This window comes from Curtobacterium sp. AB451, assembly GCF_050585845.1.
Classification (GTDB): Bacteria; Actinomycetota; Actinomycetes; order Actinomycetales; family Microbacteriaceae; genus Curtobacterium.
In genome coordinates, this window is record NZ_JBOBQG010000001.1 from 73,125 (window position 1) to 85,707 (window position 12,583).

Genomic DNA, 12,583 nt, shown 5'->3' on the forward strand with positions numbered 1-12,583 from the left:
ACTCCCCCGTCCTGGCGGTCACGTCGCCACCGCCTCGGCCCACCAGCGGTGGTCGGCGAGCACGAGGTACCACGCCCGGCCGTCGGCGTCGACGAGCTGCAGCCGGTGGAGTCGCCGACCACCGGCTTCCCACCAGCGCACCACGAGCGGCCACGGTCCGGCCCAGGCCGTCACGGCGTCGAACCGGCCGCCGCGCTCCCCCTCGGCACGGAACCGCTCGGGCACCCCGGTGAGGACGCCGCGGTCGTCGACGTCGACGGTGCCGCCGTCACCGGTCACGACGTCCACCGGGCGCGGACGGTCGAGCACGGTCGCCGGCGGCGGCCCCGGCAGCTTGCCGGGCCACGGCCGGTCGCGGACGGTCGCGAGGGCACGCTCGCCACCGACGGGGGCGTCGCCCCACGGCACGAGCACCACGCGTTCGGCCAGGGTGCGCCCACCGCCGATGCGCGGCGTGACCACCCCGTCGTGGCCGACGAGTCCCTGCACGCGGGCGAGCCCGTGGTGGACCCGTTCGTCCGGCCCGGTCCCCCAGAGCCCGCGTTCGTGGTTCGCCATGTCGTCGACCGCGACCGGCTCGAGCACCACCTGCACCACCGGCGCCTCGAGTCCGGTCGGGTCCACCCCGCCGGCGAGCTGCCAGCGGACCCGGTCCACCACGTCGGCGGCGTCGAACCAGCGCGGGTGCACCCACGTGCGCTCGAGCAGGATGTCCCGCTCGTCGACGATGCCGACCCGGATCGTCGTGGCCACGAGCCCCGCGGCCCGCAGGCGTGCGGCGAAGTCGTCGGCGGAGCGTCGGAACGCGAAGGCGATCTGGTCGGCGCGATCGAGCGGGGGTTCGAACGACGCCTCGACCCGGAGTTCCGGCGGGACCGCCCGCGCCGCGACCTCTCGCGGGTCGCGACCGCCCGCGAGCCGGTGCAGGAACGCTCCGGCGAGTCCGAACCGGTCACGCACCTGCTCGTCCGCCAACGCGGCGAACTCGCCGAGGGTCTGGATGCCGAGGCGCCCGAGCAGCATCGCGAGGTCGGCGTCGCCGAGCACCCCGAGCGGCAACCCGGCCAGGAACGGGGCCGAGCCGTCGACGGGCACGATCCGGACCCGTTCCCCTGGCCGGGCCGGGCGTGCCCGGGCGGCCTGTTCGGCGGCGAACGGGGTGTCCGCGACGCCGGCTCGCACACCCGGGGCGCCGTGGTCGGCAGCGATCCCGGCGAGGGTCGCCGCCGCGGCACGCTCACCGCCGTAGTACCGTGCCGGCCCGCGGGAGCGCAGCGCGAGGGTGCCCGGCCGGAGGACCTCGACCCCGGGGACCGCCGCCTCGACCGCGCGGATGACCGGCTCGAACGCCCGGTGGTCGAGCGCGTCGTCGTAGGGCTGCAGGACGAGTTCGGGGCAGCGCGCCTGCGCCTCGCGCACACGGAGCCCGCGGACCACGCCGGACTGCCGGGCGCTGGCGGAGCTGGCGTACACCTGCCCCTTCGCCACGAGGGCGAACGGGTGGTCCGGCGGCGACCCGGCGGCGCGAGCGGCCGCGATCACCGGCCAGTCCGGGCACCACAGCACGATCGTCCGCGTCGGCGGCGGCTCGGGCAGTGCACCGCCGCGGGCGAGCGCATCGGCGCGGATCGACCGCGCGTCGGGCACACCCGCGGCCCCCGTGCCGGCACCGGGCCCGCGTCCGGCGAGGGCACCCGTGACCCGGGACCCCGTGGCCCGGGTCCGACCACGCCCGCGGGGGCTCACGACGCCACCGCCACGGGACGCAGCACCGGGGCCGTCGTCGCACCGGAACCCGAGGCCACCGCGGCGGGCGCCGCAGCACGGACGGTTCCGTCGGCCGCTGGCAGCAGCAGGTCGGCGTCCACCGGTCGTCCCGCACCGGCCCGACCGGCGGCCGACACCGTGACCCGTCGCTCCGTCAGGAAGCCGTGCCCGTCCCCGATGCCGCTCCACTCGGACCGGGTCACCCGCAGCGTGACGTCGGCGCCCGGCCAGGACCCGAGCGCCACGAGCGCCCCGCCCCGCTGCCGCAGCCGTGCCGACAGCCGGGAGACGTCGCCGGGCACCACCCGGCCGAGCGGGCGGGTGAGGACGATCTGGGCGACGTCCGCCAGCGCGGCGGTCACGGTGAGCCACTGGTCACCCGGGTCGGGGACGAGCACGAGGCGTTCGAGGTCGATGCCCGCAGCGGCCGCCGCCTCGACCCCGAAGGACGGCACCCCCACCACCGCACACCAGGCACCGGCGGCCGAGGCGGCCTGCAGCATCGTCATCGCGAGGAGCACCGACTCGTGCACCGCGTAGGACCCGCCCACGCGGATCGCACCACCCGGCAGGAGCGGCGCGAGCGCCTCGGCCGTCGGCAGCCCCTCGGTGTCGACCCGGGTGGACTCCATCTCGGCCACGCGCGACCGCAGCGAGGTGATCCGTTCGAGTGCGGCGCGGGCGTCCCCCAGGTGGTCAACCCGCCGCACCGGGCGGGCAGGACCGGACCGCCCGGTCGACTCCCCTGGAGCCCCGGGCGATCGGAGTGCCGCCGCCGTCTGCATGCCCTCATATTCGAACATGTGTTCGATGATGTCAATCGGGTCCGACATCCTGTGGACAGATCCCTCGAACACGCGTTCGACACGCCGTGCGAGCGGTGGATCAGCGCCCTGTGGAGGAGCGCCCCGGCACCGCCGCCGAACGATCCGCCGTCACCAGCGGACGGTCGCTCCCACACCGGCGAACACCGACCGGGTCTTCGTCTCGACCTCGTCCGCCTCGTCCGCGGCGACCGACGACCACGTCACCGCACCACCGGCACCGAACGACCGCGACCGTACCGCGCCCCGGTCGTCGAGGACCGTCACCAGTGTGCGGATCACCACCGACAGGTCGACCGCGCCGCTGGCCGAGAAGTACCCGATCGCCCCGGAGTACACCCCGCGAGGCCCGCCCTCGAGCCGATCCGCGATCGCCATGGCACGGATCTTCGGGGCGCCCGTCATCGACCCGGGCGGGAACGCGGCACGCACCACGGCGGCCCGCGACGTCCCCTCCGGCAGGACCGCCCCGATCGTCGAGACCATCTGGTGCACGCTCGCGTAGGTCTCGACCGCGCAGAGCCGGTCGACGTGCACCGACCCCGGCACCGCCGTCCGGAGCAGGTCGTTCCGGAGCAGGTCGACGATCATCACGTTCTCGGCCCGGTCCTTCACGCTCGCGGCGAGTTCCGCACGGGCCGCTTCGTCCTCCACAGGGTCGTCGGAGCGCCGTCTGGTGCCCTTGATCGGCTCCGCGGACACCCGTCCGGCGGCGTCGATCCGCAGGAACCGCTCAGGCGACCGGCTCGCCACGCGCAGCGGCCCGAGCCGCAGGTACGCGCCGAACGGGACGGGATCCGTCGCGCGCAGCCGCAGGTACTCGACCAGGTGGGGATCCGTGGCGGGGTCGACCCGCGCCTCCTGGAGGACCTGCGGCACCGCGAAGGCGGTGGTGAGACACACCTGGAACGCGTTGCCCGCGCGGATCTCGGCGCGGCACGCGTCCACCGCCGTCTCGTAGGCGGTGCGCGTGACGCGACCGGTCGCGGGGACCGTGTCCGGGAGGAACGGGGCCGCGTCGCCGCCGTCGGCCCGCGTGACCGGTGTGGTCACCTCCTCGAGCCACGCTCGGTTCCGGGCGCTGGCCGCAGGTTCCGCACCGGCCACCAGCGCGAGTGCCCAGGCGCCGCCGGTCGCGTCGGTGACCACCGCGCGGTCGACGAACCGGAGGTCCGCGTCCGCGTGCCCCTCGGCGGTCCGGTCGACGCCGCCGGACTCCCGACCGAGCTCGTAGCCGAGGAACCCCACCCAGCCGAGCGCGAAACCGCAGCCAGGCACCGGTTCCGGCAGCACCGGGGTGCGCGCGAGCAACTCGGCGAGGACCGCGAAGGCAGGTCCGTCCGATCCCTCGACGGTCGCGACGCCCCCGAACCACGCGTGGGACGCTGGGGTCGTCTCGACGAACGCCCGTCGCGTCTCGTGCCGGAACCGCGCCGCGAACGGACCGTCCGTCAGCGCGAGGACCGACCACCGGGCGCGGTCGTGCGCGGTCGCGGGCGAACCGGCCGGCACCGAGGAGTCGAGCCAGACCACGTCGGGACCGGCCGCGGCCGCGAGCGCGCCGAGGTCAGGGGGCGTGGTCAGCCGCCGGACCTCGATCCGCGCGGCAGGAGGCGCTGCCGTCAGACCGCCGCGATCGTCCACGAGGCCGCCGCCGACGAACCACTCTCGAGCACGACGAGTCCCGCGTCGGAGCCGGCGTTGAACGCGTCCGGTGCACAGGTCATCGGCTCGACCGCGAGTCCGGCACGGTGGTACTCGGGGACGACGTGGTCGGCGGTGTGCACCTGCGCCCACCCGCACTCCGGGCCGAACGAGACGCACACACCGCGGCCGTCGGCGGCGGTGAGGACGATCGTCGCGGTGCCGTCGGCGTCGCGGTCGAACCCGGTGAAGGCGTGATCGATGAAGCGGTCGCCGATGCGCGTCGCGGAGCGCAGGTCGAACTCGTCGTGCACCGGCGCGAGACCGGTCGGGATCAGCCGGTCCTCGGTGACCTCGAGCACCTCGGCTGCGGGGAGCGTCAGGGTCCAGTCGTCGACACGGCCGGCGCCGGCGACGAGGTACGGGTGCGGACCGGTCCCCCACGGTGCTGCGTCGGCGCCGGTGTTCGTCCCCGTGATCGTGGTGTGCAGCCCGTCGGCGTCGACGCGGTACTCCACCAGGACCTCGACACGGAACGGGTACCCCTCCTGCGCCGGCACCGTCGTGGCGAGGACCGCGCGGTCGGGTTCGTGCGCGACGGTCCGGAAGTCGGTCCATGCGACCAGTCCGTGCAGCGCGTGCTGTCGCTTGGGCTCGGTCAGCGCCAGCTCGTGCTCCGTTCCGCCGAACGTGTACTTCCCGTCGACGACCCGGTTCGGCCACGGCGCCAGGACGGCTCCGCGGAAGGCCGGGCGGACCTCGTCGGCGTCGAACGGCACGACCAGGTCGCGTCCCTCGAACCGGAGCGTCCGCAAGGTCGCCCCCACCGAGGCGATCTCGGCCGTGTAGCCGCCGGCGGTGATGGTCAGGGCGGAACCGGACAGGGGTGCGTCGCTGCTCATGCGCTCAGCGTAGTGGGGAGCGAGGGACGCGCCGAGCCGGTGCGGAACGCGTCCGGTCGGGAACGGTGCCGTGCACCTGCGGAACGAGAAAACCCCCGCGGTTCCGGAGAACCGCGGGGGTGATGGTGGATCTGAGGGGACTCGAACCCCTGACCCCCTGCATGCCATGCAGGTGCGCTACCAGCTGCGCCACAGACCCGAAGTGTTGGTGTTTCCACCGACTTCATCGTCCTCCGTTCCCCGGAGGCACCAGTGAAGCGTACACCATGCGAACGCCGGGTGACGAAATCGTCGCCGCCACCCGGGCGAGTCGCAACTAGGCGGTGTGGTCCACCGGGAGCTCGAGCGGGATGGTCGGGCAGTCCGACCAGAGACGCTCGAGCGAGTAGTACTGACGGTCTTCTTCGTGGAAGACGTGCACGACGATGTCACCGAAGTCGATGAGGACCCAGCGGCCCTCGCTCCGGCCTTCGCGGCGGAGCGGCTTGGCCCCGGCGTCGAGGAGGCGCTCTTCGATCTCGTCCGCGATGGCGAGCACGTTGCGCTCGTTCCGGCCGGTCGCGAGCAGGAACACGTCCGTGAGCTGCAGCGGCCCGGTCACGTCGAGGGCGACGAGGTCTTCGGCCTGCTTGGCGTCGGCCGCCTGGGCGGCGATCTGCACGAGTTCCAGTGCGCGTGAGGAGGCGGTCACGGATTCCTTCCGGTCTGTCGACCTGGCAGGCTGCCGGATCGCTTGATGGGTCACGATCATAAGCCACCCCACCGACACACGGCCAGGCCGCGTGCGATGGGGACGGCTCAGAACGTGTGCGTGGTGACGAGTGCCACGATGATGACCGCGGCGGCAGCGATGCCGACAGCACCGACCGTGACGCCGAGGATGAGCGGCGTGCGCGACTCCTTCGGCTTGGCCGCCGCGAGGACGACCTGTCGGGTCGAGGTGTGACTCGACACCGCACGGCTGGCACGGACCGGGCTGGCGTCGGTCTCGGGCTGCTCGTCGTGCTGCTCGAGCAGGCGGTCGACCTCGGCCCCGTCGATCGGCCGGTGCGAACCGGTCGAGGACAGCGACGCCGGCAGGTCGATCGAGCCGGTGAGGATGACCTCGCCCGTGGCGTTCAGCGCACCGGTGGGGTCGGCGAGGGCCGAGTTCGGCAGGATGATCGCGTTCGTGTTGGTCACGGCGACGCGGCGGGTGCCGGTCTCCTCGTCGTGGACCTCGGCGTCGTTCGAGTCGTGGGCCTGCTGCGACCAGTGCCCGACCGGCGGCGCGAACGCCGTCGTGACGGGCTTCGGCTCGGTGGGGCGCTGGAACGACGCCGGCACGCGGGGCGCGTCGGCATCGCCGTCGTCACCGGCGGCGGACGTCGGCGTGCCGCCCGAGGACGGTGCCGAGGCTGCGCGCGCGGGCTGGGCGGCCTGGACCGGGACCTCGTTCGTGTCGTCCTCGTCCAGCGAGAGCGGGAACACCGCCGGCGTCGACGACTCGATCGGGGCCCGCTGCACCGGAGTCGACTGCGCGGGGGTGGACTGCACCGGGGTGGACTGCACGGGCGTGGACTGCACCGGGGTCGAGCGCTCCTGGGCGGGCGCCTCCGCAGCGGGGGCCGCGTCGTCGGCGGCAGGCGTCTCGGCGTCCGGGGGCGCCCAGGTCGACCGGTGTCGACGCGGCTCCTCGCCGTGGGCCGCGGCTTCCTCGAGCGGCTCGATCGCGTCCGGCGACCCGTCGGCCTCGGTCGCCTGCGCCACCGCTGCCTGGTCGAGCACCACGGTCTCGGCCGAGGGCTCTTCGGGGACGGACGACTCCTGCGCGATCGGTTCCGGCTCGGACGGACCGGCGCCGCCCTGCAGCGTGTCGACCGATCCGATGACGTCCTCGACGGTGCGGTCGGAGGACTGCGGGGTCGGGTTCTGCAGCGGGACGGGCTGGACCGCCTGCCCTTCGGCCGCGCGCATCTGGCGGATCTGACGACGGGTCAGCCCGCCCGACCCGGGGACGATCTCGGTCGCCGAGGCCGGGGGCATCGACGGGAAGCCGGTGCCGGCCTGGGCGGCGGACGACGGCGAGACGGCCGACGTCGGCACGGCGGACTGGGCGGGGGCGCCCGGTGCGGGCGCGACGTGACTGCCGGGACGCTGGCGGGACTCCGGCTGGTCAGCCGGGGCCGCGACGGTCGGTGGCGGCGTGACGGGCTGCGCACCGGCCGCGGCGGCACGCTCCCGCTCGCGCGCCTGGCGCCGCGACAGGGGCGGCTGCGCGTCGGACGAACTCATGCAACGCTCCGATACAGATGGTGCTTGGAGATGTACTGGACGACACCGTCGGGGACCAAGTACCACACGGGGAAACCACGTCTCACCCGGTCGCGGCAGTCGGTCGACGATATTGCCAGCGCGGGAACTTCGAGCAAGCTTACGTCGCGTTCGGGCAAACCCGTGATGCTCAAGGCGTGTCCCGGACGTGTCACGGCGACGAAGTGCGCGAGGTCCCAGAGACCATCATGGTCTTTCCAGTCGACAATCTGCTGGACGGCGTCTGCGCCGGAGATGAAGACCAGCTGCGCATCGGGACGCTGCTCGTGCAGGTCCTTGAGCGTGTCGACCGTGTAGGTCGGGCCCGGACGGTCGATGTCGACCCGGCTGACCGTGAACATCGGGTTCGACGCGGTCGCCACGACGGTCATGAGGTAGCGGTGTTCGGCGTCGGTCACACCGGACTTCATGTACGGCTGGCCGGTGGGGACGAACACGACTTCGTCGAGGTCGAAGGCGCGCGCCACTTCGGACGCTGCCACGAGGTGGCCGTTGTGGATCGGGTCGAACGTGCCACCCATCACGCCGATGCGAGGCCGCCCCGTGCTCTCGAGCATGGAGTCGCGGGTCAGTGCTCGGCGCGACCGAACTCGTCGACACCCGTCTCGTGGGTGCGCGTCGCCTCGAACTTGTGCGAGTGACGGTAGGCCACGTCACGGAAGCTCCAGGTGACGAACCCGAGGAACGCGAAGAAGAGGACACCGACGAGCGGGAACACGTACGCGGGGACCCCGGAGGCGTGCTCTGCGGCTTCAGCGAGGAAGGTCATGGGTCCGATGCTCCGTTCGGTCGGGGGAAGTCGCCGCCCAGTCTAGCCGCGGATCTGTCCCTGCCCGCGCACGATCCACTTGGTGCTCGTCAGCTCGGGCAGCCCCATCGGCCCGCGAGCGTGCAGTTTCTGGGTGGAGATCCCCACCTCGGCGCCGAAGCCGAACTCCCCGCCGTCGGTGAACCGGGTCGAGGCGTTGGCCATCACGACCGCGGAGTCCACCTCGGCGAGGAAGCGCTCGGCCGTGTCGACGTCGTTCGTGACGATCGACTCGGTGTGGTGCGTTGACCAGCGTGCGATGTGCGCCATCGCGGCGTCGACGTCCTGGACGACCCGCACCGAGAGGTCGAGGTCCATCGACTCGGTCGCCCAGTCGTCGTCGGTCGCACGGAGCACACCGGGCACGATCACCCGGGTGGCGTCGTCGCCGCGGAGCGTCACCCCGGCGGCGCGGAGCCGGTCGGCCAGCGCGGGCAGGAGCCGCTCCGCCGCCCGCTCGTGCACGAGGAGCGTCTCGAGCGCGTTGCAGACGCTGGGACGCTGCACCTTGCTGTTCAGGACGATGTCGATCGAGCGGTCGAGCGGCGCCGACTCGTCGAGGAAGACGTGCACGACACCGGCACCGGTCTCGATCACGGGCACCTGCGACTCGGTCACGACGGTCTGGATCAGCGACGCGCTGCCCCGCGGGATGAGCACGTCCACGAGCCCGCGTGCCCGCATCAGCTCCGTCGCACCGGCACGCCCGAACTCGTCGATCGTCTGCACGAGTTCACGCGGGAACCCCGCCGAGGCGACCGCGTCCTGGATGCGGGCGACCAACACGGCATTGGTCCGCTGCGCCGCCGATCCGCCGCGCAGGACGACCGCGTTGCCGCTCTTCAGCGCGAGGCTGGCGATGTCGACCGTGACGTTCGGCCGGGCTTCGTAGATCGCGCCGACGACCCCGAACGGCACCCGGACCTGCGAGAGCTGCAGGCCGTTCGGCAGCCGCGATCCCCGGACGTGCTGCCCCACCGGGTCGGTCAGACCGACGACGTGCTCGACCGCCGCCGCGAGGGCGTCGATGCGCGCGGGATCGAGTCGCAGCCGGTCGAGCAGCCCCGACGAGAGCCCGTTCTCCTCGCCCGCGACGAGGTCGTCGTGGTTCGCCCGGACGATCTCGTCCGTCGCCTGCCGCACGGAGGCGGCGATCGCGCGGAGCGCCGCGTCCTTCACCGCGGTGGTCGCCGTGGCGAGCACCGACGAGGCGTCGCGCGCGGCGACGAGCTTGTCGGTCAGGGTCGGGGCGGGGGCGGTCAGCGGCATGGCTCGATTCTAGGCGCGGGGGTGGGCCGCATGACGGCCGAGGGGCGCACCTGTGGACGGGCCAGGAGGCGCGGCTCCTGTGGAGGAGTCGGCCTCCGTCCGCAGCGCACGCACCACTCGATCCGCTCGGTCCGCTCGCCTCGCGAGCGGGCACGACACGCCGCAGGCGTGCCGCCGAGGTCGCGGGATCTGTCGCTCGGAGGCGCCGAGCGTGACGGAACGTGCCCCCTCGGCGGACGTTTGCGGCGCGTCGACGCGGACGTGAGCGGCACGCCGACGCGGACGTGCGCGGCACGCCGCCACGGACGTGAGCCGCGCGTCGACGCGCACGCGAGCCGAGCATCGGGGCCGACCCGCGCCTCCAGGCCGGGCGTCAGCCCCGCGGTGCCGCCTCGAACCAGGTGCCGACCTGCTCACCGGCCAACGCCCGCTCGACGAGCGCCGTCGCCGTCACGAGCACGGAGGTTCCGGCCTCGGCCGCGAGCCTGGCCGCCGCGACCTTCGTCCCCGCTCCTCCGGTGCCCACGCCCGCGGCACCGATCGAGCCGAAGGTGACCCCGGCGAGCTCGTCGCCGAAGGGGACGTGGGTGATCGGCTCGGCGCCGGGCTGCTCCGGGGGGCGCGTGTACAGGGATTCGACGTCGGAGAGCAGCACGAGCGCATCGGCGCCGAGCAGTCGCGCGACGAGCGCCGCGAGCCGGTCGTTGTCACCGAACCGGATCTCGTGCGTGGCCACGGTGTCGTTCTCGTTCACGATCGGCAGCACCCGCAGCGCCAGGAGCCGGTCGATGGCCCGCTGCGCGTTCACCCGGTGCGTCGGGTTCTGCAGGTCGCCAGCGGTCAGCAGGATCTGCGCGGCGACGACCGCGTGCCGGTCGAGTTCCTTCTGGTAGCGGAACATCAGCACGTTCTGCCCCGTCGCCGCCGCCGCCTGCTGGGTGGCGAGGTCGTCGGGGCGTCCCTCGATCCCGAGGAACGGGAAGCCGGTCGCGATCGCGCCGGAGGACACGAGGACGACCTCGGTCCCCCGGGCGTGCGCGAGCGCGAGGGCGTCCACGAGCCGGGCGATCTGCCCGGTGTTGTCCCCGCTGACCGACGACGAGCCGACCTTGACCACGATCCGCCTGGCACGCGGGATGTCCTCGTGCCGGGTGACGGTTCCGAGGTCGGTGCGTGCGGTCGTGTCGGTCATGCCGTGGTCAGTCCCTGTCGTCCTCGTCGTCGGCCCAGAGACCGGCGATGCGCTCCTGCTCGAGCTCGGCGCGCGCCGCGGCCTTGGCGTCCATGCGCTCGAAGTACTCCTCGCGCCGCTCGTTGCGGGTCGGACGCGAGGTCGCGCCGATGCGGGCGTCGGTCCCGCGGGCACTCGTGATGAGCTCGGCGGTCGAGGTGAGCGTCGGCTCCCAGTCGAAGATCGTGCCGCCGTCGCCACCGATCACGACGGTGGACCCCGCGACGGCTCCGGCCTTGAACAGACCGTCCTCGACACCGAGCTTCGCCAGGCGGTCGGCCAGGTAGCCGATCGCCTCCTCGTTGGTGAAGTCGGTCTGCTGGACCCAGCGCTCCGGCTTCGACCCGCGGATGCGGTAGAAGCGGTGCTCCTCGCCACCCTCGGCGCGGATCGTGAACGGCTTGTCGTCGACCGCCTTGGGGCGGAGGACGATCCGCTCGGCGACCGGCTCGGCCGCACGGGAGGCGCGGGCCTGCTCCACGACGTCGGCCAACGCGAACGTCAGCTCGCGCAGGCCCTTGCGGGACGCGGTCGAGATCGGGAAGACGCGGTAGCCACGGCCCTCGAGCTCCTCGCGCACGAAGGCGGCGAGTTCCTCGGCCTCGGGCACGTCGACCTTGTTGAGCGCGATCATCTGCGGGCGCTCGAGCAGCGGCACCTGGCCCTCGGGGACCGGGTAGCGCTCGAGTTCGCCGAGGATGACGTCGAGGTCGCTGATCGGGTCGCGCCCGGGGTCGAGCGTGGCGCAGTCGATGACGTGCAGGAGGGCCTCGCAGCGCTCGACGTGGCGCAGGAACTCGAGGCCGAGACCCTTGCCCTCGGACGCGCCCTCGATCAGACCGGGGACGTCGGCGACGGTGAAGCGGGTGGATCCGGACTCGACGACGCCGAGGTTCGGCGTGAGGGTCGTGAAGGGGTAGTCGGCGATCTTCGGCTTCGCGGCGGAGATCGCGGCGATGAGCGAGGACTTGCCGGCGCTCGGGAACCCGACGAGGGCGACGTCGGCGATCGTCTTCAGCTCGAGGCTGACGTCGCCGGCCCAGCCCTCGGTGCCGAGGAGCGCGAAGCCGGGGGCCTTGCGCTTCGTGGTCGAGAGCGCGGCGTTGCCGAGGCCACCCTGCCCGCCGGGAGCGATGACGACGCGCATGCCGGGCTCGGTCATGTCCGCCAGGACGTCACCGTTCTCGTCGTACACGACGGTGCCGATCGGCAGCGGGAGCTCGAGGGTCTCACCGCTGATGCCGCTCCGCATGTCGCCCATGCCGGGCTGCCCGTTCTTGGACGAGCGGTGCGGGGAACGGTGGTAGCCGAGCAGGGTCGTCACCTGGGGGTCGGCGACGAGGACGATGTCGCCACCGTCACCGCCGTTGCCGCCGTCCGGGCCGGCCAGCGGCTTGAACTTCTCACGGCGGACCGACACGCAGCCGTTGCCGCCGTTCCCCGCGGTGAGGTGCAGGGTCACGCGGTCGACGAAGGTCGCCATGGGTCCACTCCTAGGTGTTGCAACGAAAGAACGGGAGGGGCGGGCACGTGGCCCGCCCCTCCCGCAGAGTCAGATCGTCGAACTGCTTACGCGTTGACGATGTTGACGACCTTGCGGCCGCCCTTGGTGCCGAACTCGACCGAACCGGCCGAGAGGGCGAACAGCGTGTCGTCGCCACCGCGGCCGACGTTGGCGCCCGGGTGGAAGTGGGTACCGCGCTGGCGCAGGATGATCTCGCCGGCGTTGACGACCTCGCCACCGAAGCGCTTCACGCCGAGGCGCTGTGCGTTCGAGTCACGACCGTTGCGAGTGGAGCTCGCACCCTTCTTGTGTGCCATCTTC

General features: G+C 73.2%; 12 protein-coding genes and 1 tRNA gene. All 13 read right to left on the reverse strand.

The features are described 5' to 3' along the window. Positions 1-18: 18 nt before the first annotated feature. Positions 19-1,746 (reverse strand): DNA polymerase Y family protein, encoded by a 1,728-nt coding sequence (locus ACQXVK_RS00345; RefSeq protein WP_430852315.1) that lies wholly within the window; start codon positions 1,744-1,746, stop codon positions 19-21. Then, positions 1,743-2,570 carry a hypothetical protein gene (locus ACQXVK_RS00350; protein ID WP_416394517.1) on the reverse strand — a complete coding sequence of 276 codons (828 nt, stop codon included), beginning with the start codon at positions 2,568-2,570 and terminating at the stop codon, positions 1,743-1,745. Before ACQXVK_RS00350 ends, ACQXVK_RS00345 begins: the two co-directional genes overlap by 4 nt. Before the next feature lie 132 nt (positions 2,571-2,702). Continuing rightward, on the reverse strand, positions 2,703-4,235 hold the full coding sequence (locus tag ACQXVK_RS00355; RefSeq protein WP_430852316.1) for an anthranilate synthase component I family protein: 1,533 nt from the start codon (positions 4,233-4,235) through the stop codon (positions 2,703-2,705). Continuing rightward, positions 4,214-5,137 (reverse strand): aldose 1-epimerase family protein, encoded by a 924-nt coding sequence (locus tag ACQXVK_RS00360; protein WP_430852317.1) that lies wholly within the window; start codon positions 5,135-5,137, stop codon positions 4,214-4,216. The genes ACQXVK_RS00355 and ACQXVK_RS00360 overlap by 22 nt, the downstream gene beginning before the upstream one ends. 123 nt (positions 5,138-5,260) lie before the next feature. Continuing rightward, positions 5,261-5,336, reverse strand: a tRNA-Ala gene (locus tag ACQXVK_RS00365). Between the two features lie 117 nt (positions 5,337-5,453). Continuing rightward, the gene (gene rsfS / locus ACQXVK_RS00370; protein ID WP_022907296.1) at positions 5,454-5,828 is read right to left on the reverse strand and encodes a ribosome silencing factor; all 375 of its coding nucleotides are present in this window, start codon (positions 5,826-5,828) and stop codon (positions 5,454-5,456) included. 107 nt (positions 5,829-5,935) lie between these two features. Further along, entirely contained in the window at positions 5,936-7,411 is a 1,476-nt protein-coding gene (locus ACQXVK_RS00375) for a hypothetical protein (protein ID WP_430852318.1), read from the reverse strand. Beyond that, on the reverse strand, positions 7,408-8,007 hold the full coding sequence (nadD, locus tag ACQXVK_RS00380) for a nicotinate-nucleotide adenylyltransferase (protein ID WP_022907294.1): 600 nt from the start codon (positions 8,005-8,007) through the stop codon (positions 7,408-7,410). Before nadD ends, ACQXVK_RS00375 begins: the two co-directional genes overlap by 4 nt. Before the next feature lie 11 nt (positions 8,008-8,018). Next, complete coding sequence (locus ACQXVK_RS00385) at positions 8,019-8,219, reverse strand: hypothetical protein (protein ID WP_022907293.1); 201 nt, start codon at positions 8,217-8,219, stop codon at positions 8,019-8,021. A gap of 42 nt (positions 8,220-8,261) precedes the next feature. Then, positions 8,262-9,527, reverse strand: a complete 1,266-nt coding sequence (locus ACQXVK_RS00390; protein ID WP_430852319.1) for a glutamate-5-semialdehyde dehydrogenase — start codon at positions 9,525-9,527, stop codon at positions 8,262-8,264. A 373-nt stretch (positions 9,528-9,900) separates the two neighbouring features. Beyond that, entirely contained in the window at positions 9,901-10,719 is an 819-nt protein-coding gene (proB, locus tag ACQXVK_RS00395; protein ID WP_430852320.1) for a glutamate 5-kinase, read from the reverse strand. A 7-nt stretch (positions 10,720-10,726) separates the two neighbouring features. Continuing rightward, the gene (gene obgE, locus ACQXVK_RS00400; protein WP_022905365.1) at positions 10,727-12,241 is read right to left on the reverse strand and encodes a GTPase ObgE; all 1,515 of its coding nucleotides are present in this window, start codon (positions 12,239-12,241) and stop codon (positions 10,727-10,729) included. 86 nt (positions 12,242-12,327) lie between these two features. Then, positions 12,328-12,579 carry a 50S ribosomal protein L27 gene (rpmA, locus tag ACQXVK_RS00405; protein WP_022905368.1) on the reverse strand — a complete coding sequence of 84 codons (252 nt, stop codon included), beginning with the start codon at positions 12,577-12,579 and terminating at the stop codon, positions 12,328-12,330. Between the last annotated feature and the right edge of the window lie 4 nt (positions 12,580-12,583).

Excerpts from the sequence above, each read along its gene's own strand:
- ACQXVK_RS00350 (WP_416394517.1), bottom strand. The coding sequence starts at position 2,570 with ATGTTCGAATATGAGGGCATGCAGACGGCGGCGGCACTCCGATCGCCC.
- ACQXVK_RS00360 (WP_430852317.1), bottom strand. The coding sequence starts at position 5,137 with ATGAGCAGCGACGCACCCCTGTCCGGTTCCGCCCTGACCATCACCGCC.
- ACQXVK_RS00375 (WP_430852318.1), bottom strand. The coding sequence starts at position 7,411 with ATGAGTTCGTCCGACGCGCAGCCGCCCCTGTCGCGGCGCCAGGCGCGC.
- nadD (WP_022907294.1), bottom strand. The coding sequence starts at position 8,007 with ATGCTCGAGAGCACGGGGCGGCCTCGCATCGGCGTGATGGGTGGCACG.
- ACQXVK_RS00385 (WP_022907293.1), bottom strand. The coding sequence starts at position 8,219 with ATGACCTTCCTCGCTGAAGCCGCAGAGCACGCCTCCGGGGTCCCCGCG.
- ACQXVK_RS00390 (WP_430852319.1), bottom strand. The coding sequence starts at position 9,527 with ATGCCGCTGACCGCCCCCGCCCCGACCCTGACCGACAAGCTCGTCGCC.
- proB (WP_430852320.1), bottom strand. The coding sequence starts at position 10,719 with ATGACCGACACGACCGCACGCACCGACCTCGGAACCGTCACCCGGCAC.
- obgE (WP_022905365.1), bottom strand. The coding sequence starts at position 12,241 with ATGGCGACCTTCGTCGACCGCGTGACCCTGCACCTCACCGCGGGGAAC.
- rpmA (WP_022905368.1), bottom strand. The coding sequence starts at position 12,579 with ATGGCACACAAGAAGGGTGCGAGCTCCACTCGCAACGGTCGTGACTCG.